Annotated in this window: 15 protein-coding genes; 6 read left to right on the top strand and 9 right to left on the bottom strand. The window is 65.2% G+C overall.

Features of this window, described 5'->3' with window-relative positions; genetic code table 11:
- Positions 1 to 127 precede the first annotated feature (127 nt).
- The 6 genes from accC to NGM28_RS00615 form a co-directional block, all read right to left on the bottom strand.
- Positions 128 to 1,483, bottom strand: coding sequence for an acetyl-CoA carboxylase biotin carboxylase subunit (gene accC, locus NGM28_RS00640; protein ID WP_046854114.1), 1,356 nt, complete (start codon positions 1,481 to 1,483; stop codon positions 128 to 130).
- Between the two features lie 17 nt (positions 1,484 to 1,500).
- On the bottom strand, positions 1,501 to 1,974 hold the full coding sequence (accB, locus tag NGM28_RS00635; protein ID WP_240064892.1) for an acetyl-CoA carboxylase biotin carboxyl carrier protein: 474 nt from the start codon (positions 1,972 to 1,974) through the stop codon (positions 1,501 to 1,503).
- Positions 1,975 to 2,075: 101 nt separating this feature from the next.
- Positions 2,076 to 2,528, bottom strand: coding sequence for a type II 3-dehydroquinate dehydratase (aroQ, locus tag NGM28_RS00630; protein WP_011535870.1), 453 nt, complete (start codon positions 2,526 to 2,528; stop codon positions 2,076 to 2,078).
- A gap of 177 nt (positions 2,529 to 2,705) precedes the next feature.
- Positions 2,706 to 4,463 (bottom strand): protein-disulfide reductase DsbD, encoded by a 1,758-nt coding sequence (locus NGM28_RS00625; RefSeq protein WP_252088396.1) that lies wholly within the window; start codon positions 4,461 to 4,463, stop codon positions 2,706 to 2,708.
- A 226-nt stretch (positions 4,464 to 4,689) separates the two neighbouring features.
- Positions 4,690 to 6,435, bottom strand: coding sequence for a methyl-accepting chemotaxis protein (locus NGM28_RS00620; protein WP_502943815.1), 1,746 nt, complete (start codon positions 6,433 to 6,435; stop codon positions 4,690 to 4,692).
- A gap of 433 nt (positions 6,436 to 6,868) precedes the next feature.
- The gene (locus NGM28_RS00615) at positions 6,869 to 8,485 is read right to left on the bottom strand and encodes a response regulator (RefSeq protein WP_240064889.1); all 1,617 of its coding nucleotides are present in this window, start codon (positions 8,483 to 8,485) and stop codon (positions 6,869 to 6,871) included.
- A 248-nt stretch (positions 8,486 to 8,733) separates the two neighbouring features.
- Here NGM28_RS00615 and NGM28_RS00610 point away from each other — a divergent pair, with 248 nt between their 5' ends.
- Together NGM28_RS00610 and NGM28_RS00605 are read left to right on the top strand one after the other, a co-directional pair.
- Entirely contained in the window at positions 8,734 to 9,801 is a 1,068-nt protein-coding gene (locus tag NGM28_RS00610; RefSeq protein ID WP_252088394.1) for a DUF2333 family protein, read from the top strand.
- Between the two features lies 1 nt (position 9,802).
- Entirely contained in the window at positions 9,803 to 10,342 is a 540-nt protein-coding gene (locus tag NGM28_RS00605) for an NUDIX hydrolase (RefSeq protein WP_252088393.1), read from the top strand.
- Here NGM28_RS00605 and NGM28_RS00600 read toward each other — a convergent pair.
- Entirely contained in the window at positions 10,333 to 10,944 is a 612-nt protein-coding gene (locus NGM28_RS00600) for an LbetaH domain-containing protein (RefSeq protein ID WP_240064886.1), read from the bottom strand. The two genes, NGM28_RS00605 and NGM28_RS00600, sit on opposite strands and share 10 nt — an antisense overlap.
- Before the next feature lie 326 nt (positions 10,945 to 11,270).
- Here NGM28_RS00600 and NGM28_RS00595 point away from each other — a divergent pair, with 326 nt between their 5' ends.
- From NGM28_RS00595 to NGM28_RS00585, 3 genes are all read left to right on the top strand, one after another.
- The gene (locus tag NGM28_RS00595; RefSeq protein ID WP_011535863.1) at positions 11,271 to 11,642 is read left to right on the top strand and encodes a translation initiation factor Sui1; all 372 of its coding nucleotides are present in this window, start codon (positions 11,271 to 11,273) and stop codon (positions 11,640 to 11,642) included.
- A gap of 152 nt (positions 11,643 to 11,794) precedes the next feature.
- Positions 11,795 to 13,708 (top strand): arginine decarboxylase, encoded by a 1,914-nt coding sequence (gene speA / locus NGM28_RS00590; protein ID WP_252088392.1) that lies wholly within the window; start codon positions 11,795 to 11,797, stop codon positions 13,706 to 13,708.
- A gap of 184 nt (positions 13,709 to 13,892) precedes the next feature.
- Positions 13,893 to 14,348: an REP-associated tyrosine transposase gene (locus NGM28_RS00585; protein WP_252088391.1), complete on the top strand. Its 456-nt coding sequence runs from the start codon at positions 13,893 to 13,895 to the stop codon at positions 14,346 to 14,348.
- A gap of 119 nt (positions 14,349 to 14,467) precedes the next feature.
- Here the strand turns inward: NGM28_RS00585 and NGM28_RS00580 are convergent, their stop codons facing one another.
- On the bottom strand, positions 14,468 to 15,802 hold the full coding sequence (locus NGM28_RS00580) for an MATE family efflux transporter (RefSeq protein WP_252088390.1): 1,335 nt from the start codon (positions 15,800 to 15,802) through the stop codon (positions 14,468 to 14,470).
- A gap of 265 nt (positions 15,803 to 16,067) precedes the next feature.
- Between NGM28_RS00580 and NGM28_RS00575 the strand changes: the two genes are divergently transcribed.
- The gene (locus tag NGM28_RS00575; RefSeq protein ID WP_252088389.1) at positions 16,068 to 20,972 is read left to right on the top strand and encodes an alpha-2-macroglobulin; all 4,905 of its coding nucleotides are present in this window, start codon (positions 16,068 to 16,070) and stop codon (positions 20,970 to 20,972) included.
- A 150-nt stretch (positions 20,973 to 21,122) separates the two neighbouring features.
- Here NGM28_RS00575 and NGM28_RS00570 read toward each other — a convergent pair whose 3' ends face one another.
- Positions 21,123 to 21,416 carry a hypothetical protein gene (locus tag NGM28_RS00570; protein ID WP_240064882.1) on the bottom strand — a complete coding sequence of 98 codons (294 nt, stop codon included), beginning with the start codon at positions 21,414 to 21,416 and terminating at the stop codon, positions 21,123 to 21,125.
- Positions 21,417 to 21,464: the final 48 nt, after the last annotated feature.

Raw genomic sequence — 21,464 nt, 5'->3', positions numbered from 1 at the left:
TTGAAACCTTGGGACTGCTACGCAGTCCTTTCGCGGCACAAGGCCGCTCCTACACGGGGTCGTGCAAGCCGGGGGGCAATAAAAAACCCCGGCGCGGGGCCGGGGTTTTTTCATCACGCTAACGCGATCACTCCTGGTTGGCCAGTTTGTGCTCGAGGTAGTGGATGTTGACGCCGCCTTTGCAGAAACCTTCATCACGCACCAGGTCGCGGTGCAGCGGGATGTTGGTCTTGATGCCATCGACGACGATCTCGTCCAGGGCATTGCGCATGCGCGCCATGGCTTCGTCGCGGTCCTTGCCGTAGGTGATCAGCTTGCCGATCAACGAATCGTAGTTCGGCGGAACCGAGTAGCCGCTGTACAGGTGCGAATCGACGCGAACGCCGTTGCCGCCCGGGGCGTGGAAGTGCTTCACCTTGCCTGGGCTCGGGATGAACTTCTTCGGGTCTTCGGCGTTGATCCGGCACTCCAGCGAGTGGCCGCGGATGACCACGTCTTCCTGGCGGAACGACAGCTTGTTGCCAGCGGCGATGCTGAGCATCTCCTTGACGATGTCGATGCCGGTGACCATTTCCGAGACCGGGTGCTCGACCTGGACGCGGGTGTTCATCTCGATGAAATAGAAGCGGCCGTTCTCGTACAGGAACTCGAAGGTACCGGCACCGCGGTAGCCGATCTCGATGCACGCGTCGACGCAACGCTTGAAGACTTCCTGGCGGGCCTTCTCGTCGATGCCTGGGGCCGGGGCTTCTTCCAGTACTTTCTGGTGACGGCGCTGCAGCGAGCAGTCACGGTCGCCCAGGTGCACGGCGTTGCCCTGGCCATCGGACAGTACCTGCACTTCCACGTGGCGTGGGTTGGTCAGGAACTTCTCGAGGTAGACCATCGGGTTGCCGAAGGCGGCACCGGCTTCGGTGCGGGTCAGCTTGGCCGACTCGATCAGGTCTTCTTCCTTGTGCACCACGCGCATGCCGCGACCACCACCGCCACCGGCGGCCTTGATGATCACCGGGTAACCCACCTCGCGGGCGATCGCCAGTGCGGTTTCCGGGTCTTCCGGCAGCGGGCCGTCGGAGCCCGGCACGGTCGGCACGCCCGACTTGATCATCGCGTCCTTGGCCGACACCTTGTCACCCATCAGGCGGATGGTGTCGGCTTTCGGGCCGATGAAGATGTAGCCGGAGTTTTCCACCTGCTCGGCGAAATCGGCGTTTTCCGCGAGGAAGCCGTAACCCGGGTGGATAGCGGTGGCACCTGTCACTTCGGCGGCGGCGATGATCGCCGGGATGTGCAGGTAGGAATCCTTGGACGATGCAGGGCCGATGCAGACCGACTCGTCTGCCAGGCCCAGGTGCATCAGTTCACGGTCTGCCGTGGAGTGCACGGCGACGGTCTTGATGCCCAGCTCTTTGCAGGCACGCAGGATCCGCAGGGCAATTTCCCCACGGTTGGCGATCAGGACTTTTTCAAGTTTCCCAGACATCGTTGGTTCTCCGCGAATCAAACGATGGTGAACAGCGGCTGGTCGAATTCAACCGGCTGGCCGTCTTCCACCAGGATGGCGTCGATCACACCGCCGATATCGGATTCGATGTGGTTCATCATCTTCATGGCTTCGACGATGCACAGGGTGTCGCCTTTCTTCACGGCCTGGCCGACTTCGGCGTAGTTTGGCGAAGTTGGCGAAGGCTTGCGATAGAAGGTACCGACCATTGGCGAACGAACCACGGTGCCTTTCAGGGCTGGAGCCGCGGCAGCGGCTTCAGCGGCCGGGGCGGCAGCGGCAGCGGCAACCGGTGCGGCGGCGGCGACCGGAGCGGCCATCGGGGCCGGGGCGGCAAAGTACTGGGCGCCGGCCGGAGTCTTGCTGTGACGGCTGATGCGAACGGACTCTTCGCCTTCCTTGATCTCCAGTTCGTCGATGCCAGACTCTTCCAGCAGTTCGATCAGCTTCTTGACTTTACGGATATCCATTAATCATCAACTCCCAAGGTTCGGTCGGGGACGTAATTTGAAAACGTGTCGAAAACGTTTCTTCTGAGCCTCGGCCCGCAAGGGGCCAAGGCCTTGTGTCATCAGGGCTGTGCGTTGGCAGCCAGGTGTTCCAGCGCGGACTCCAGGGCCAGCCGGTAACCGGTGGCACCGAGGCCGCAAATCACGCCTACGGCTACATCTGAAAAGTAGGAGTGGTGGCGGAACGGTTCACGCTTGTGCACGTTCGAGAGGTGCACTTCGATGAATGGGATGCTCACCGCGAGCAATGCGTCACGTAATGCGACGCTGGTGTGGGTGAAAGCAGCCGGATTGATCAGGATGAAGTCCACGCCTTCGTTGCGCGCGGCATGGATACGGTCGATCAATTCGTACTCGGCATTGCTCTGCAGGTATTGCAGATGGTGGCCGGCGGCGCGGGCGCGCTGCTCCAGGTCCTGATTGATCTGCGCCAGTGTGGCGGCGCCGTAGTGGCCCGGTTCGCGGGTCCCGAGCAGGTTCAGGTTGGGGCCGTGCAGCACCAGTAGGGTTGCCATCTGCGATTCCTTGGTTTTGTAGGGCAATTCGACATAGCGCGGCGACTATGCCGGAACCGGCGATGGGTGTCCAGTTCCCGGCAATAGCCGGCACGATGTCCGAGGTTCGCGCAAAGTATGTGACCAGATGATTAACTCTGGTCACTTGTGGCGAGATTTTTCACAGGTCGCAGGGAGTTATAGACCGAGTTGGCCGTGCACACGCGCCAGAACCTGGGCGAAATCGCCGGCGTTTATCTCGCCAATGACCCGATCAGCGGTCAGTTCGCTGCCGTTCGCTGCAAAGAACATCAGCGCGGGCGGGCCGAACAGGCGGTAGCGGTCGAGCAGGGCGCGCTGCTCGGCGTTGCTCTCGGTGATGTCGAAGCGCAGCAGGCGGAAGGCGCCCAGTTGCGCCCGTACCTGCTCGGCGTTGAGCACTTCGTGCTCGATCACCTTGCAACTGATGCACCAGTCGGCGTACCAGTCCAGCAGTACCGGCTGGCCCGCGGCCTTGGCGTCGGCCAGGGCTGCATCGAGGGCGGCCGGGGTGGTGATGGTTTGCCAGGTATCGGCCTTCACCGCCGTCGCGGTACCGGCAATGACCGGTGGGGGCAGCGGACGCAGCGGGTCGCCCTGACCGCTCAGGGCGCCGTACCCGCAGGCCAGGGCGTACACCAGCAGGGCCAGGCCGAGCAGTTGCGCCAGGCGCTGGCGCGGCGTCTTGACCACGAACTCCAGGGCGCCGAGGAACAGCGCCACACCGCCCGCGAGCAGGGCTACCAGCAGCAGTGTCACCGGCCCAGGCAGCACGCGGCTCAGCAGGCCGATGGCCAGGCCCAGCAGCAGTACGCCAATGGCGTTCTTCACCGTGTTCATCCACGGCCCGCTCTTGGGCAGCCAGGCGGCGCCACCGGTGGCTACCAGCAATAGCGGAGCGCCCATGCCCAGGCCCAGGGCGAACAGCTTGAGCGCACCGCCCAGGGCATCGCCACTGGCACTGATATACAGCAGCGCGCCGGCCAGTGGGGCCGAGACGCAAGGGGAGACCAACAGGCTGGACAGTACACCCAGCACTGCCGCGCCCAGCAGCGAGCCACCCTTGGTGCGATGGGCCAGCGTATCCAGGCGGCTGCTCAGGGCGTGCGGCAGCTTGAGGTCGAACAACCCGAACATGGCCAGGGCAAACAGCACGAAGAACGCCGCGAACGGCACCAGCACCCAGGCCGATTGCAGGCGCGCCTGCAAGTTAAGCCCGGCGCCGAACAGGCCCATCAGCGCGCCCAGCACAGCAAAGCTGGCCGCCATCGGCAGCACGTAGGCCAGCGACAGCGACAGCCCGCGCAGGCCGCCGACCTGGCCGCGCAACACCACGCCGGAGAGGATCGGCAGCATGGGCAGCACGCACGGGGTGAAGGTCAGGCCGACCCCGGCGAGGAAGAACAGCAGCAGGGATTTCCAGGTCCAGCCTTGCTCGCCGGCCACCGGCAGCGGGGCGCCTTCGCCGTCGATGCTCAGCCGTTCGGTTTCCGGTGGGTAGCACAGGCCCTTGTCGGCGCAGCCCTGGTAGCCCACCAACAGTGTGAAGGCGCGTGGGTCGTTGCGCGGCACCTCGATGTCGAGCACGCCGTGGTACACCTCGACGTCACCGAAGAACTCGTCGTGCTTGGCCTCGCCTTTGGGGATGTCCGGCGTGCCCAGCGTGATGTCCGCGGGTTCGGTGCGGAACTGGAAGCGGTGGCGGTAGAGGTAGTAGCCGTCGGTGGCGACGAAGCGCAGCTTGATGCTGTGCGCGTCGGCCTGGACCAGGCTGAGCTTGAAGGCCTCGTGCACCGGCAGGAAGTCGGTGTTGTTGGAGGCGGCGCCGAGGGTGGCGCTGGGGCGGTTGTCGAGCAGGCCCGTGGCGAAGACGGGGCTGGCCAGCAGCAGGAGCAGCAGGAAAAACAGGCGGCGCATGGCGGACTCGCGAGGTGGAACGTGGCGGGCATGATAGCGGAGTTGGCTGCAGTTGGGGCCACGTTGCCTGCGGGGGCGACACATGGCCGCTGGCCTGGTGGTGCCTGTGCAGGCCCTTTCGCCGGCAAAGCCGGCTCCTACAGGTATGGTGTCGATCCTGAAGCTGGCAGGGTACCTGTAGGAGCCGGCTTTGCCGGCGAAAGGGCCAGTACTGCTGGCATTTTTCTCAAAGGCGGAACGCCCGCACTGCCGTATTCAGCTCGCCCCCCAGCTTGAGCAACTGCTCCCCCTGTTCACGCCCTTCACCAATGCGCTGCAGGTTGTCCTCACCCAATTCATGAATCCGCTCGCTGTGATCGCGAATCTCGCTCACCGCTCCGGTTTGCTGCGCAGTCACATCGGCAATCCGCACCGCCGTGTCGGAAATGGTGCGAATAGCGCTGACGATCGCATCCAACGCGCCATCGGCCGACTGCGCCTGGCTGGCGGTGGCCTCCGCGTGCTCCAACTGCGCACGCATGCCGACCACGGACTCGCGGGCTGCCTGTTGCAGCCGGTCGATCAGCGCCTGGATCTCCCCGGTGGCACCCGTGGTGCGCTGGGCCAGCGAGCGCACCTCGTCGGCGACCACGGCGAAACCACGGCCCATCTCGCCAGCCCGGGCCGCTTCGATGGCCGCGTTGAGCGCCAGCAGGTTGGTCTGTTCGGCGATCGCGCGGATCACCGTGAGCACGCCACCGATGGTCGCCGACTCCTCGGCCAGTTGCTCGATCATGCGCGCGTTACCCTGCACCTCGTCCACCAGCGAGCGCAGGCCGGAGAGGCTCTGGCCGATCACCGCCTGGCCCTGTTCCACGGCGCGCCCGGCATCGCGGCTGGCATCGGCAGCCGAACTGGCATCCCCGGCCACCTGCTGGATGGTCGCCTCCAGCTCACCCAGGGCATCGCGGATCTGCGCGGTGTCGCCGGCCTGGCGTTCGGCGCCGTCGTGCAGGGCGCTGCTCATGCCTGCCAGGGCGTGGCTGCTGCCGGCGACCTGCTCGGCGTTGTGGCGAATGGTGCCGACCAGTTCCACCAGGTACTGGCGCAGGCGGTTGAGCGATGCCTGGATGTCGTGCAGTTCGCGGTTGGTCTTGCCCAGCGCGATGGCCTGGGCGAAATCGCCCTCGGCCCAGCGCGACAGGGCCGGGGCCAGGCCGGTCAGTGTGCTGGCCAGGCGACGTTGCAGGGTGTCGATCAACAGGGCGATCAGCAGGATCAGGCCGATCATCAAGCCCTGGATCAGACGCACCTCGCCGGCGATCATGGCGTGCAAGCCGCGCACCTCGGGCTCGAGGCCGGCGATGGCCTGCTGCACCGCCTCCAGGCGCTCGCCGGTGCTGGCGGCCAGGGCGGCGCGGCGCTCGATCTGCTCGCGGGTGCGTTGCAGCTCGGCGGGGTAGCGGCCAAGCAAACTGTGCAGCTCGCGCTTCAGGCCCACGGCGATGTCCTCCTGCTGGGTGCTGGCCTGGGCCTCCAGGCCCATCATCGCGGCGAAGTCGTCGGCATTGGATTCGGCAGTGCGGGTGACACCGAGCAGTGGCAGGCTGTCGATGGCCTGGGCCTGGCTGGCGATCAGTTGCAGCTCGCGCTCCACCTCGTCGGCCAGCTCGGCGCGGCCACTGCTGACCAGCTTGTCACGGGCCAGGGACAGGCGGCCGAGGTGCAGCGAAGCCTCGAACAGGGGCGCCAGGTAGCGACCGGCGTCAGGGCTGTCGCTGTTGCGGGCGTAGCCGGACAGTTGCTCGAGACTCGCCCCCAGCTCCCGCTCGGCCTGCAGCAACAGGGCTTGTGGATCGCCGGCCAGCTTGCCGGCGGCGAGCAGCTCGTTGGCGGTGAAGGCTTGCAGGCTGTCCAGGCTTGGCTGCAGCTTGGCCGACAGGTTTTCTGGCCAGTCCGCCAGGGCCGCCTGCAACTGCTTGTTTGCTTCCATGGCCGAGGCATGGCGCAGCGCGTCGCCGCTGGCCAGATAGGCTTGGGTGTTGCGCGCGGCGTCGTTCTGGAACTGCTGTGACAGGCCCAGATAACGCTCCATCATCTGATAGGGGCGCTCCAGGGCGCGTTGCGACCACCACAGGGTCGCGCCCAGGGCGATACACACGGTCACCAGCAACAGGGTGTTGAAATTGGTCAGCCACTTCAGGCGCATAGCCGCGAACTTCCTGCGGGGGGAGGCGCCTGAAGTTATTGCTGTTTTGTGACGGGGTGATGACGACGGCGGGTTGGCGCCATAAAAAAAGTGGCACAGTGCCGCCATCCCTGTAGGAGCGGCTTCAGCCGCGATCCAGGCGCCGCAGCGAGTGGCACCAGCTTTGCTGGTGATCGCGGCTGAAGCCGCTCCTACAAGGTCGGTGTGGATTCCGAGGTTATGGGTCGACTCTTACGACGCAGTTGCGGCCCGCATGCTTGGCCCGGTACAGCGCCTCGTCAGCGGCACTGGCCATGGTCAGCGCGTCGAGGTTTTCCTCCAACTGCACCACACCAGCGCTGAACGTGCACTGCAGGTCGTGGGGCTGCGCGGGGTAGTGGATCTCGGCGAAACGCCGGCGGATCTCGTCCAGCACCTTGTGCGCAGCCTCAAGCGCGGTGTTGGGCATGACGATGGCGAACTCTTCGCCACCGTAGCGGCCGATGTAGTCGGTCTTGCGCAGGCGCTGTTTGAGGAATAGCGCCAGGCTTTTGATCACCCGGTCGCCCATGGGGTGGCCATGGCGGTCGTTGATCTTCTTGAAATGGTCAATGTCGAGCATGGCGAAGCTCAACGGCTGTTCCTCGCGGCGTGCGCGGAAGCTGCAATCTTCGAGCAGTTGCAGGATATGGGTGTGGTTGTACAGCCCGGTCAGGCTGTCGCGCACCATCCGCGCCTTCAGGTGGCGGGCGCGGGCAGCGCGGTTGCGCACGGTGGTGATCAGTTGGCGCGAGCGGATCGGCTTGGTGAGGAAATCGTCACCGCCTTCGCTCATGGCGTCGAGTTGCTTGTCCAGGTCGTCCTCGGCCGACAGGTAGATGATCGGCACGCTGACATAGCGGTCGTTGTGGCGGATCACCTTGGCCAGCTCCGTGCCGCTGCACTCGGGCATGTACATGTCGAGGATGATCAGGTCGGGCTGGAAGTCGGCCAGCTCGCTCATGGTGCGGATTGGCTCGGTGAGCGTGCGGGTGATGATCCCGGCGCTGTTGAGCAGGCGCTCGGTGTGCATGGCCTGGGCGCGGGAGTCGTCGATCACCAGCACGCGAAACGGGTCGTACTGGGTGGCGCTGGTCAGCAGCTCGACCTTTTCCAGCAGGCTCGAGGCCTCCAGGGTGCCGGTCAGGAACTCCTGGCCGCCAGCGCGCACGGCGGCCAGGCGGGTCGGGGTATCGGTCTCATGCAGGCTGAAGAACAGCAGCGGGATGTGCTGTTCCAGCCCCTGCTGGGCCTGGGCGGCCAGTTGCAGGCCGATACCTGGGCCGGTGAAGTCCACGTCCATGATGATCGCCGACGGCAGGCGCTCGCTCATCGACGCCTGGAACGCCTCGGCGCTGTACAGGGCCTGCACGGTCAGGCCGAAGAACTCCAGCTGCTGGGCCAGGCGCTCGGCACGGTCATGGTCCTGCAGGACGATATACACCGGCTTGCGCAGTGGTGGCAGGGGCACGTTGTCGAGCTGGTCGCCCTTGCGCAGGCCGGTGCGCGACAGGCGTTGCATCAGGCGGTTAAGCTCGCCGATCAGCTCGGAATTCAGCCGTGCGCTGTTGGCCTCGATGGCACGCAGGGTCTGGCCGATGGCCGCCGACAGGGTGCCGTGCTCGGGCTGTTCGAAGCGCTCGGCGTAGCGCTGCAGGCGCAGGTTGGCCTCGCACAGCTCGCCCAGGTCGCCGTTGGACCACTCGCCACGTTGCAGGCGTTGCCAGATCTCGAGGATCTGCCGGGCCTGGTGGATGACCCGTTGGGCGAAATGCTGCTTGAGGCGCTCGTGGCTGGGCTCGGCTGACTGGGTCATGTCCTGACTACTTATAAGGGGAGGGGTTCAGGTTCGATGATGGCTCTATGCTAGCACTGCTTTCCGACAAGCGAGTGCCCAAGGTCAACAAAGTGTTCACGGGCCGATAATTCAGTTGCTGACCCACTGGTCGCTTATACGAATGGCGGCGTCTGCTTTATAGTGCTGCGACGCGGGCTTGTCGTGGCACCCTGGCTGCGGCCTGTGGTCCAAGCCCTGAACTGTCGAGACTGATTAAGGACAATGCCATGCTGGATTGGAAAAACCGCGAGGCCAAGGCCGAGCCCCGCGAACGGGTCGATACCCGTCGCGCCGCCACCCGTAGCTACCTGGGCGGCCTCTGGAGCCGGGCCCTGGGGACCCTGATCGGCCTGTACCTGCTGGTGTGCATCGGCCTGGGCTGGTACTGGAGCCAGGAGCCGGCGCTGTTCCCGGTGCAGCAGAACGCCCAGGCCGCCGCCGAGCGCAACGGCCAGCAGATGGTGGTCGGCTATACCACCGTCGAAACCCTCAAGACCGTCGCCGGCACCCTGCTCGACAAGCCGGGCGGCTACATCTCCAACGACCGCTTCCCGCCCGGGCTGTGGATGGACAACATGCCGAGCTGGGAATATGGCGTACTGGTCCAGGTTCGCGACCTGTCCCGTGCCCTGCGCAAGGACTTTGCCCGTTCCCAGTCGCAGTCGACCGAAGACGCCGACCTGGCCAAGGCCGAGCCGCGTTTCAACTTCGACAACAAGAGCTGGATCCTGCCGTCGAGCGAGTCGGAGTTCGAAGAGGGCATCAAGTCGCTGAACCGCTACCAGGTCCGCCTGGCCAAGGGCGACCAGGGTGCGATCTTCTACACCCGCGCCGACAACCTGAACAACTGGCTGGGCGACGTGGCCACCCGCCTGGGCTCGCTGTCGCAACGGTTGTCGGCCAGCGTTGGCCGGGTCAAGCTCAACAACACCCTGAAGACCGAGTCCGTGGCCCCAGGCCAGGCACCGCAGGTCGACGAGGAAGTGGTCGAGACGCCGTGGCTGCAGATCGACAACGTGTTCTACGAGGCCCGTGGCCAGGCCTGGGCCCTGTCGCACCTGTTGCGCGCCATCGAGGTGGATTTCGCCGACGTGCTGGCGAAGAAGAACGCCACGGTCAGCGTGCGGCAGATCATCCGCGAGCTGGAAGCCTCGCAGGAAGCGTTGTGGAGCCCGATGGTGCTCAATGGCAGCGGCTTCGGCATGTGGGCCAATCACTCGTTGGTGATGGCCAACTATATCTCCCGAGCCAACGCCGCGGTCATCGACCTGCGCCAGTTGTTGTCGCAGGGCTGAGATGCCTATCAATCCTGCCGAGGTCGCGCACCGCGCGGCCTCCGACGCCGAACTGGTGGCCTGGGTCGACGAGCATGACCAACTGCTCGGCGCCCTGCCTCGGGCCGAACTGCGCGAGCGCGGCCAGATCGGGCGCTGCACCTTCATTCTGCTGTTCAACAGCCGCGGTGAGCTGTGCGTGCATCGTCGCACCTTGAGCAAGGCGCTGTACCCGGGGTACTGGGATGTGGCGGCGGGCGGCATGGTCGCCTGCCAGGAAAGCTATGACCAGTCGGCGGCCCGGGAGTTGGCCGAGGAGTTGGGTGTGAGTGGCGTCGAACTGCGCTTTCACGAGACGTTCTATTTCGAGCAGCCGGGCAATCGCCTGTGGTGTGCGGTGTACTCGGCGGTCTGGGATGGGCCGTTGCGCCTGCAACCGGAGGAGGTGAGCGAGGCGCGTTTTTTGAGCCTCGGGCAAATCGAGGCCGAGTGTGGGAAATTGTCGTATTGCCCCGACTCTCTGGTTGCGCTGGAGCGTTACAAGGCCCGCCGTCAACCGTAGGCGAACTGGTCGATCAAGCCTAGGCGCGGCACATGGGTGCGTGGCGCCAGCAGCGCGCCGGGGGCGATGACGGCGTTCGCGCCGATCTTGCAGGCGTCACCAACCAGGGCGCCGAACTTCCTGGCCCGTGTCTGGATCACCGCGCCGTCGTGGCGGATGACGATAGCCGCCCCATCCAGCTCATTGCGGTAGTTGGCAATGATTGCGCCCGCTTCGATGTTGACGTTTTCACCGATCAGCGAGTCGCCGACAAAATTGAAATGTGCCAGCTTGCTGCCGTCGAGCATGAAGCTGCTTTTCACCTCGCAGGCGGGGCCCACGATGCAGTTGCTGCCGAGGTAGACCCCGCCACGCAGGTAGGCTCCTGCGGCCACCAGGCAGCCTGGCCCGACGATGATCGCGCCTTTCAATACCGCGCCCGGTTCGACGACCGCGGTTGTGTGAATCGCGCAATCGCCCTGGACGCGATAGCCTGCCGGGAGCCGCCTGTGCATCGCCAGGATCCGGTCATGGCTGCCCTGGGTGACCTGCCATGGGAGGGAGGGCGACAGGCGCAGCTCGGGCCAGCGGGCGATGAATGCGCTGATCTCTGGTATTGGCATTGGGCGACCCCTTCGTGAGTATCTGAAGAGATCGGACTATGGCTGTCGCCGCGGTATTTGCCAGTCTCGTTTGGTAACCGGGTGTTTGGTCGTGGGCTCTGGCATGGGCATCCTGGCCGGGGAGGCGGCCCGCCCGCCGGGCAGGTCGCAAAACTTTTGTAAAATGGCGCAATCCTGTACTTAGCAACCGCCGGATTTATCGTTACACTGCGCGCCCTTTTCGGGCTGTCGCAGGACCTTGCGGCAGTAGCGCCGCCCCTGCCAGAGTGGGGCTTCGCGGTCGGCTCCCGTCGACCAGTTTTTGTCCTCAGCACAGAGGAACAAAAGTGGCCAAGAAAGCTTCTTCCTTCGCCGCCCTAGGCGGTCTCGTATATTCCACCGATGCCGGTCGGCACTGCCCCGACTGTGGCAAACCGGTGGACGCCTGCATTTGCAGCCAATTGGTCATCCCCGAAGGGGATGGCATCGCCCGTGTGCGCCGTGAAAGCAAAGGGCGTGGCGGCAAGACCGTGACCACGATCACCGGCGTGCCCTTGCCCCTCGACCAGCTCAAGGAGCTCGCCAGCACGCTCAAGCGTCGCTGCGGCACCGGCGGCGCGCTCAAGGACGGGGTCATCGAGATTCAGGGCGACCACGTCGAACTGTTGCTCGGCGAGCTGATCAAACAGGGCTTCAAGGCGAAGAAATCCGGCGGCTGAGGCCGTCGCGCGACTTTTCGCCCAGCGCTTTCTAAACTCGATGCCGTGGCCAGGGTCTATCCGGGGGCACGGACGATTCGTCATTTTCAGCTTCTACACTGCGCCCGCCACCTGACGGGGCAGTGTCTTGGACTTATCTATAGGGGACTTGAATGTCCGTACGACGCACACGCAAAGACGATGGTAGCCAGTGGACCGTGGCCGACAGCCGCAGTGTTTATGGCATCCGCCATTGGGGCGCTGGTTATTTCGCCATCAATGAAGCCGGGCGCGTCGAAGTGCGCCCCAACGGCCCGGACAGCGCACCGATCGACTTGTTCGAGCAGGTCCAGGAGCTGCGCCAGAGCGGCTTGTCGCTGCCGCTGCTGGTCCGTTTCCCCGACATCCTTCAGGATCGCGTGCGCCAGCTGACCGGTGCCTTTGACGCCAACATCGCGCGCCTCGAATACCAGAGCCAGTACACCGCGCTGTACCCGATCAAGGTCAACCAGCAGGAAGCGGTGGTCGAGAACATCATCGCCACCCAGGACGTCTCCATCGGCCTGGAAGCCGGCTCCAAGCCCGAACTGCTGGCTGTGCTGGCGTTGGCCCCGAAAGGCGGCACCATCGTCTGCAACGGCTACAAGGACCGTGAGTTCATTCGCCTGGCGCTGATGGGCCAGAAGCTCGGCCACAACGTGTTCATCGTGATCGAGAAGGAATCCGAGGTCGCCCTGGTGATCGAGGAAGCCGCGGAGCTGAAGGTCAAGCCGCAGGTCGGCCTGCGTGTGCGCCTGTCGTCGCTGGCGTCGAGCAAGTGGGCCGACACCGGGGGCGAGAAGTCCAAGTTCGGCCTGTCCGCCGCCCAGCTGATCTCGGTGGTGCAGCGCTTCCGTGACGCCGGGCTCGACCAGGGCATCCGCCTGCTGCACTTCCACATGGGTTCGCAGATCGCCAACCTGGCCGACTACCAGCACGGTTTCAAGGAAGCCATCCGTTACTACGGCGAGCTGCGTGCCCTGGGCCTGCCGGTCGACCACATCGACGTCGGTGGTGGCCTGGGTGTCGACTACGACGGTACCCACTCGCGCAACGCCAGCTCCATCAACTACGACATGGACGACTACGCCGGCGTGGTGGTCGGGATGCTCAAGGAGTTCTGCGACGCGCAGGGCCTGCCGCACCCGCACATCTTCTCCGAGAGTGGCCGCTCGCTGACCGCGCACCACGCCATGCTGGTGATCCAGGTGACCGACGTCGAGAGCCACAACGACGAAATGCCGGTGATCGAGAACAAGGAAAGCCTGCCCGAAACCGTGCAGTGGCTGGCCGACCTGCTGGGCCCGACCGATATCGAGATGGTCACCGAGACGTACTGGCGCGCCACCCACTACATGGGTGACGTGGCTGCGCAGTACGCCGACGGCAAGCTGACCCTGGCCGAGAAAGCGCTGGCCGAACAGTGCTACTTCGCCGTGTGCCGTCGCCTGCACAACTCGCTCAAGGCCCGCCAGCGCTCGCACCGCCAGGTGCTGGACGAGCTGAACGACAAGCTGGCCGACAAGTACATCTGCAACTTCTCGGTGTTCCAGAGCCTGCCGGACACCTGGGCCATCGGCCAGGTGCTGCCGATCATCCCGCTGCACCGCCTGGACGAAGAGCCGCTGCGTCGCGCGGTGCTGCAGGACCTGACCTGCGACTCCGACGGCAAGATCAACCAGTACGTCGACGAGCAGAGCATCGAGACCAGCATGCCGGTGCATGCGGTCAAAGTGGGCGAGGACTACCTGCTGGGCGTGTTCCTGGTGGGCGCGTACCAGGAAATCCTGGGCGACATGCACAACCTGTTCGGTGACACCGACTCGGTGAACATCTACCAGAACGCCGACGGCAGTGTGTACCACGCCGGTATCGAGACCCACGACACCATCGAGGACATGCTGCGCTATGTGCACCTGTCGCCGGAGGAGTTGATGACCCACTACCGCGACAAGGTGGCCAGCGCACGGATCAGTGCGCGGGAGCGGACGCAGTTCCTCGATGCGTTGCGTCTTGGGTTGACTCGCTCGTCGTACCTGTCTTCGTAATCGCCGGGGCCGCTTTGCGGCCCTTTCGCGGCACAAGGCCGCTCCTACAGGTAATCGCGATCTCCTGTAGGAGCGGCCTTGTGCCGCGAACGGGCATCACCGAAAGCACAATCTGAAATGCTTTCTCCTAAAGCGGTTCGGCCCATGCGGCTAACTTTGAATGCAATGTTCAAAGGAGTGTCGCATGGAGCATCAAGGCAACCACCGCCTGCGTAGAGGGCGCTATTCAGAGACAGGTCGTCCATACCTGCTTACAACCATTACCCGAAATCGCATACCGCTCTTCACTGACCTGCTTCTTGCCAGGACAGTCATCCAACAACTTCGTTCGAGTGAGCAGGAGGGCGCTTGCCAGTCCTTGGCTTGGGTACTCATGCCTGATCACCTGCACTGGCTGGTCGAACTCAGGAAAGGCAGTTTGAGCAGTCTGATGCGTGCATTCAAATCCAGAAGCAGTTGCGTGCTCTTTCGAGCCGGAGCAGTTCGTCAACGTATCTGGCAGCCCGGCTTTCACGATCGGGCTTTGCGTAAAGATGATGACATCAAGGCCGCTGCCCGCTACATCATTGGCAATCCCATTCGTGCAGGGCTGGTCAAACGTGTTGGCGAGTATTCACATTGGGATTGTGTGTGGCTGTAGCTTCGTAGGTGAGGGCTGCACCCTCATTTCGCGGCGCAAGGCCGCTCCTACAGGTAATCGCAATCTCCTGTAGGAGCGGCCTTGTGCCGCGAATGGGCCGCAAAGCGGCCCCAACTTCATCAAACCCATAACCCCCGTTGCTGCAGTTTCCATCCCATCCACGCCAGCGTCCCCCCCCGCAACGCCATGAACAGCAGGAACGCCATCCATAGCCCATGGTTGCCGAACCCGCGCAGGGCAAACGCCACAGGCAACGCGACCACCACCGACACCAACATCCCATTGCGCATCTCCCGCGCCCGTGTTGCGCCGATGAACAGCCCATCGAGCAGATAACTCCACACCGCAATCAACGGCAGCACCGCCAGGTAGGGCAGGTACGGATACGCCGCCTCGCGCACGCTGGCGATATCGGTCTGCAGATCGACGAACAAGTGCCCGCCCAGGATGAACAGCACCGCGAAGCCCAGGCTGGCAATCAACGACCAGCCACCTGCGACCACCAGCGTGTGCTGCAAGGCTGCACGGTCGCGGGCGCCGATGGCGTGGCCGCACAGGGCTTCGACCGCGTGGGCCAGGCCATCGAGGGCATAGGCGGTCAGCAGCAGGCCGTTGAGCAACAGCGCGTTGGCGGCCACGGTGGCCTCGCCCAGGCGCGCGCCCTGCACGGTCAGCAGCAGGAACACCAGCTGCAGCGCCAGGCTGCGCAGGAAGATGTCGCGGTTTACCGCCAGCAGGGGGCGCCAGGCCTGCCAACGTCTCAAGGCGGCCCAGACGATGCGCCCGGGATGAGCACGCAGCGCCGGGCGGGTGAGTGCCAGGCCAAGCAGGGCGGCGCTCCACTCGGCAATCACCGAGGCCCGCGCCGAGCCGAGCACGCCCCAGTCCAGACCGAGCACGAACCACAGGTTCAGGGCGATGTTGAGCACGGTGGTGGTGAGCATGATCGCCAAGGGCGCCCGGGCATTCTGTGTGCCCAGGAACCAACCCACCAGGGCATAGCAGGCCAGTGCTGCCGGCAGGCCGAGCAGGCGGGTGTGGAAGAAGGTTTCGGTGGAGGCGAGCAGGGCTTCGCTGGGTTGCATGCTCTTCAGTGCCAACTGACTGAAGGGCAGGGCCAGTAAACCGATCAATAGGGCGAAGCCAAGCGCGAGCAACAGCCCCTGCACCAGCACCTGGCGCAGCGCGGCACCGTCGGCGCGGCCGGCGGCCTGGGCGGCGAAACCGGTGGAACCCATGCGCAGGAAGCCCATCGGCCCGACGATGAAGGCAAACAGGGTGGCGCCGACCGCCACCGCGCCCAGCTGGTGGGCGTGTGGCAAGTGGCCGATCACCGCGGTGTCGACCAGGGCCACCAGGGACAACGAGATGTTGGACAGGATCATCGGCACGGCCAGGCCCCAGACCTTGCGGTGGGTGGGCTGGTCGCGCCAGGCGGTGGACAGTGAGGGCATCTGGGGTCCTGGAGAATGGTGGGCCGCTGCGCGGCCTTTCGCCGGCAAGCCGGCTCCTACAGGTTCTGCGCAATCCCTATAGGAGCCGGCTTGCCGGCGAAAGGCTGCACAGCAGCCTCTCTGCATGATGTGGCCGCATTGTAGCGGCCGGGCACCCCATCTGCGCGAACCGCGTCGCACTTGCCACGCTTCGTCAGGTAAGCGAGCCGCCGTTACGCTATAGTTGCTGCCCTCACGTACACGCTGCCGAAGAGTTCTCTCTCAAATGCTCAACAAAGGATTGTTGCTGGCCTGCGCGCTGGCCCTGCTCAGTGCCTGTGATTCCTCCACGCCGGACAAGCCACCAGCGCCTGCCGACGCCGCCACCGCCGTCGCGCCCGTCGAGACCAAAGCGGCCACGCGCGAAGACCCGGCCGCGCTCGCCAAGCGCTACGCCGGCCGCGAGCTGACCGTGCTGGACGTCTCGGAAGTCCAGCTCGACGGCGCCAGTACCCTGTCGGTCAGCGTCTCCGCGCCGCTGGATGCCAACCAGGACTTCGCCGCCAAGCTGCACCTGGTGGACACCGTCAAGGGCAAGGTCGACGGCGCCTGGGAACTCTCCGACAACCAGATGGAACTGCGCCTGCGCCACCTGGAGCCGCAGCGCAAGATGGTCCTGACCATCGACAAGGGCCTGCTGTCGGTCAACGGCAACGCGTTGGAAGCCGAATCGGTCAGCCGCTTCGAAACCCGCGACATGCAACCCACCGTGGGCTTCGCCAGCCGTGGCTCGCTGCTGCCCACGCGCCTGGCCGAAGGCCTGCCGGTGATCGCCCTGAACGTCGACAAGGTCGATGTCGAGTTCTTCCGCATCAAGCCGGACATGCTCTCGACCTTCCTGGTCAACTGGGGCCGCAACTCCAGCCTGTACTACTACCAGTCCAAGGAAACCCTGGACATGGCCGAACTGGTCTACAGCGGCCGCTTCGACCTCAACCCCGCGCGCAACACCCGCGAGACCGTGCTGCTGCCGATCGCCGGGATCAAGCCGCTGCAGGAGCCGGGCGTGTACCTGGCGGTGATGCGCGCCTCGGGCACCTACGACTACTCGCAGCCGGCGACCCTGTTCACCTTGAGTGATATCGGCGTATCCGCCCACCGCTACCGCGATCGCCTGGACGTGTTCACCCAGGCCTTGGAAGGCGGCAAGGCGCTCAAGGACGTCACCCTCGAACTGCACGACGACAAGGGCAAGCTGCTGGCCCAGGCCAAGACCGATGGCGATGGCCACGCCCAACTGCCGATTACCGCGAAAGCTGACACCCTGATCGCCACCCAGGGCGTGCACACCACTTTGCTGCGCCTGAACACTGCCGCGCTGGACCTGGCCGAGTTCGACATCACCGGCCCCCAGGCCAACCCGCTGCAGTTTTTCATCTTCGGCCCGCGTGACCTCTATCGCCCGGGCGAAACCGTATTGCTCAACGGTCTGCTGCGCGACCAGGACGGCAAGCCGGTCAAGGCCCAGCCGGTGAGCGTCGAAGTGCGCCGTCCCGACGAACAGGTCAGCCGCAAGTTCGTCTGGGAGGCTGACCAGAACGGCCTGTTCCAGTACCAGCTGCAACTGGCCACCGAGGCACCGACCGGCCGCTGGCAACTGCTGCTGGACCTGGGTGGTGGCCGCAAGCAGGTCTATGAATTCCTCGTCGAGGACTTCCTTCCCGAGCGCCTGGCGCTGGAACTCAAGGGCAGCAGCGCGCCGCTGTCGCCGGACGAGACCGCGTCGATCCAGGTCAACGGCCGCTACCTCTACGGTGCGCCCGCCGCCGGCAACCGCCTGAGCGGCCAGGCTTACGTGCGCCCGCTGCGCGAAGCGGTGAAGGCACTGCCGGGCTACCAGTTCGGCGCGATCACCGAGACCGACCTGAACCAGGACCTGGAGCTGGACGAGGTCACCCTCGACCAGAACGGCAAGGCCCGCATCGAAATCGAAAGCCGCTGGGCCGAGGCCCGTTCGCCGCTGCAACTGACCGTGCAGGCCAGCCTGCAGGAGTCCGGTGGCCGGCCGATCACCCGCCGCCTTGAGCAACCGATCTGGCCCGCCGAGCGCCTGCCGGGCCTGCGTGGCCTGTTCGATGGCGAGGAGACCGATGGCGATGGCCCGGTGGAGTTCGAGTTCCTGGTCGCCGACCGCGACGGCAAGAAACTTGCCGCCAACAATCTGAAGGTGCGCCTGATCCGTGAGCGCCGCGACTACTACTGGAACTATTCGCAGAGCGACGGCTGGAGCTACAACTACAACGAGAAATTCCTCACCCAGGCCGAGGAAACCGTCAGCGTGAAGGCCGGTTCCACCGCCAAGCTGAACTTCCAGGTGGAGTGGGGCCCGTACCGTGTCGAAGTGGAAGACCCACAGACCGGCCTGGTCTCCAGCGAGCGCTTCTGGGCCGGCTACCGTGCCCAGGACAACGCCGAAGGCGGTGCCGTGCGCCCCGACCAGGTGAAGATCGCCCTGGACAAGCCGGCCTATAAAGAAGGCAGCACCGCCAAGGTCACTGTCACCCCGCCGGCCGCTGGCAGTGGCTACCTGATGATCGAGTCCGCCGATGGCCCGCTGTGGTGGCAGGAAATCGATGTACCGGCCGAGGGCAAGACCTTCGACGTCGAGTTGGACAAGAAGTGGGCACGCCATGACCTGTACATCAGCGCCCTGGTGATTCGCCCCGGCGAGCGCAAGGCCAACGCCACTCCCAAACGCGCCGTGGGCGTGCTGCACCTGCCGCTGGACCGTGCCGAGCGCAAGCTCGCGGTCAGCTTGCAGGCACCGGAGAAGATGCGGCCCAAACAGCCGTTGACGGTGAAGTTCAAGGCCGCCAATGCCGACGGCAGCGTGCCAAAGCAGATCCATGTGCTGCTGTCTGCGGTAGACGTAGGTATCCTCAACATCACCGACTTCAAGACCCCCGATCCGTTTGCCAGCCTGTTTGGGCGCAAGGCCTATGGCGCCGACCAACTGGACATCTACGGCCAACTGATCGAAGCCGGCCAGGGCCGCCTGGCCAGCCTCGCCTTCGGTGGCGACGCCGCCATGGCCAAGGGCGGCAAGCGCCCGAACACCACGGTGACCATCGTCGCCCAGCAGAGCGTGCCGGTGACGCTTGATGACAAGGGTGAGGGTCAGGTCACGGTCGATATCCCCGACTTCAACGGCGAACTGCGCCTGATGGCCCAGGCCTGGACCGAAGAGCATTTCGGTGTGGCCGAAGGCAAGACCGTGGTCGCCGCGCCGCTGATCGCCGAGCTGTCGGCGCCGCGCTTCCTCGCCGGCGGCGACCGCACCAGCCTGGCGCTGGACCTGGCCAACCTGTCCGGCCGCGCCCAGCAGTTGACCGTGCAACTGGTCACCGAAGGCCAACTGAGCCTGGTCGGTGGCGCCCAGCAGAACGTCGTCCTCGGCGAAGGCCAGCGCACCACGCTGATGATCCCGGTACAGGCCCAGGGCGGCCTGGGCCAGGGCAAGGTACGCGTGCAGGTCAATGGCCTGCAGCTGCCGGGCGAGCAGGCCAACACCTTCGAGCGCGAGTGGACCTTGGGTGTTCGCCCAGCCTACCCGGCGATGCTCAAGCACTACCGCGTGGCGCTGAAGGATCAACCCTGGAATCTACCTGAGAGCGACCTGGCCGAGTTCGAGCCAGCCGGCCTGGAAGCCACCCTGGCGCTGTCGAGCCGCCCACCGCTGAACCTGGCCGAGCAGATCCGCGCCCTCGAGGCCTACCCCTACGGTTGCCTGGAACAGACCACCAGCGGTCTGTACCCGTCGCTGTATGCCGACGCCGACAGCCTCAAGCGCCTGGGCATCAAGGGCGAGCCGGCCGATGTGCGCAAGCGCAAGATCGAGATGGGCATCGAGCACCTGCTGGGGATGCAGCGCTACAACGGCAGCTTCGGCCTGTGGAGCTCCGACAGCGAGGAAGAGTACTGGCTGACCGCCTATGTCACCGACTTCCTGTTGCGGGCTCGCGAGCAGGGCTACGGCGTGCCGGCCGAAGTGCTGAAGAAGGCCACCGAGCGCCTGCTGCGTTATGTGCAGGAGCGCAACCTGATCGAAGTCGATTACAGCCAGGACGCTGACCACACCCGCTTCGCCGTACAGGCCTACGCCGGCCTGGTGCTGGCGCGCAGCCAGCAGGCGCCGCTGGGCGCCCTGCGCAGCCTGTACGATCGCCGCGCCGATGCCCGTTCCGGCCTGCCGCTGGTGCAACTGGCGGTGGCGCTGGACAAGATGGGCGACAAGCAGCGTTCGCAGGACGTGCTCAAGGCCGGTCTGGCGATTAGCCGAGGCAAAGGCTGGATGGCTGACTACGGCAGCGCCGTGCGTGACCAGGCGCTGATCCTGGCGCTGTTGCAGGAGAACAGCCTGGCGGGCAACCAGGTCGACCAGCGCCTGTTCGCACTGTCCGACGAACTGGCCGCCAACCGCTGGCTGTCCACTCAGGAGCGCAACGCGCTGTTCCTCGCTGGCCGCGGCCTGCTGGGCAAGCCAGAAGGTAACTGGAAAGCTCGCCTGGACAGCGCTGGAGAGATCCGCGAGTTCAGCAACAACGACTCGGGCATGAAGCTCGAAGGCCCGCTGCTGGCCTCGCCGCTGACCGTGCAGAACGAGGGTGGCGACACGCTGTACCAGCAACTGACCTTGTCCGGCTACCCGCGCCAGGCCCCGGCTGCCAGTGGCAACGGCCTGGAGATCCGTCGCGAGTACCTGGGCATGAATGGCCAGGCGCTGGATGTGCGTAGCCTGCGCAGTGGTGACCTGGTGCTGGTGCACCTGGCGCTCAAGGCGCAAAGCCAGGTACCGGACGCGCTGGTGGTAGACCTGCTGCCGGCAGGCCTGGAACTGGAGAACCAGAACCTCGCCCAGAGCGCCGCCAGCCTGGACAACGCCAGCAGCGCGGTGAAGCAGTGGCGCGAGTCGATGCAGAACGCCAGCGTGGTACACCAGGAGTACCGTGACGATCGCTACGTGGCGGCGCTCAAGCTGGACAGCTACGGCACCACCCACCTGCTGTACCTGGCCCGTGCGGTAACGCCGGGCAGCTACCGCATCCCGCCGCCGCAGGTGGAGTCGATGTACCGGCCGAACCTGCAGGCGGTTGGCGAGAGCCAAGGCGAAATGGTAGTGCGCGCCCGCTGAGTCAACGCGCCCCCTGTAGGAGCGGCCTTGAGCCGCGAAAGGGCCGCAGAGCGGCCCCAGGGTCCAGACGCTTCGGCAAAGATCGCAGGGGCTGCTACGCAGCCCTTTCGCGGCTCAAGGCCGCTCCTGCAAGAGGATGGCCGCAGGGCTTCAATGCACCACCCAACTCAACACCCACAACCCCAGCAACGCCCAGATGATCCCGAGGACGATCGACGCCCGCAGGAACGCGCGGATTGCCGAGTACAGCAGCATCAGGCCGACGATGAGTGCCAGGATGCTGACCAGCGAGGTGTCCATCCCCAGCGTGCGCGCCAGGCCGTCGATGAAATTGCCGCCGGCGTTGGCCAGCAGGTTGAACAACCCGCCCAGGCCGTCGACGATGAAACGGATCACCGAACCCAGTACCTGGCCCAGCCACTCGAAAAAACCTTCTACATGCATAGTCGCTTCCTGATGAACGAATCGGCGGTTCCCCGCCTTTGGCCATCC

This window comes from Pseudomonas sp. MWU13-3659 (assembly GCF_023757525.1).
In the GTDB taxonomy this organism is placed as follows: Bacteria; Pseudomonadota; Gammaproteobacteria; order Pseudomonadales; family Pseudomonadaceae; genus Aquipseudomonas; species Aquipseudomonas entomophila_E.
Note: the sequence above shows the minus strand (reverse complement) of the source record. Positions and strands in the feature narration are given on the sequence as shown.

Bases quoted from the DNA above. Each gene is read 5' to 3' on its own strand.
- accB (WP_240064892.1), bottom strand. From the start codon at position 1,974: ATGGATATCCGTAAAGTCAAGAAGCTGATCGAACTGCTGGAAGAGTCT.
- speA (WP_252088392.1), top strand. From the start codon at position 11,795: ATGTCCGTACGACGCACACGCAAAGACGATGGTAGCCAGTGGACCGTG.
- NGM28_RS00620 (WP_502943815.1), bottom strand. From the start codon at position 6,435: ATGGAAGCAAACAAGCAGTTGCAGGCGGCCCTGGCGGACTGGCCAGAA.
- NGM28_RS00600 (WP_240064886.1), bottom strand. From the start codon at position 10,944: ATGCCAATACCAGAGATCAGCGCATTCATCGCCCGCTGGCCCGAGCTG.
- accC (WP_046854114.1), bottom strand. From the start codon at position 1,483: ATGTCTGGGAAACTTGAAAAAGTCCTGATCGCCAACCGTGGGGAAATT.
- NGM28_RS00605 (WP_252088393.1), top strand. From the start codon at position 9,803: ATGCCTATCAATCCTGCCGAGGTCGCGCACCGCGCGGCCTCCGACGCC.
- NGM28_RS00575 (WP_252088389.1), top strand. From the start codon at position 16,068: ATGCTCAACAAAGGATTGTTGCTGGCCTGCGCGCTGGCCCTGCTCAGT.
- aroQ (WP_011535870.1), bottom strand. From the start codon at position 2,528: ATGGCAACCCTACTGGTGCTGCACGGCCCCAACCTGAACCTGCTCGGG.
- NGM28_RS00570 (WP_240064882.1), bottom strand. From the start codon at position 21,416: ATGCATGTAGAAGGTTTTTTCGAGTGGCTGGGCCAGGTACTGGGTTCG.
- NGM28_RS00585 (WP_252088391.1), top strand. From the start codon at position 13,893: ATGGAGCATCAAGGCAACCACCGCCTGCGTAGAGGGCGCTATTCAGAG.
- NGM28_RS00580 (WP_252088390.1), bottom strand. From the start codon at position 15,802: ATGCCCTCACTGTCCACCGCCTGGCGCGACCAGCCCACCCACCGCAAG.
- NGM28_RS00610 (WP_252088394.1), top strand. From the start codon at position 8,734: ATGCTGGATTGGAAAAACCGCGAGGCCAAGGCCGAGCCCCGCGAACGG.
- NGM28_RS00615 (WP_240064889.1), bottom strand. From the start codon at position 8,485: ATGACCCAGTCAGCCGAGCCCAGCCACGAGCGCCTCAAGCAGCATTTC.
- NGM28_RS00625 (WP_252088396.1), bottom strand. From the start codon at position 4,463: ATGCGCCGCCTGTTTTTCCTGCTGCTCCTGCTGCTGGCCAGCCCCGTC.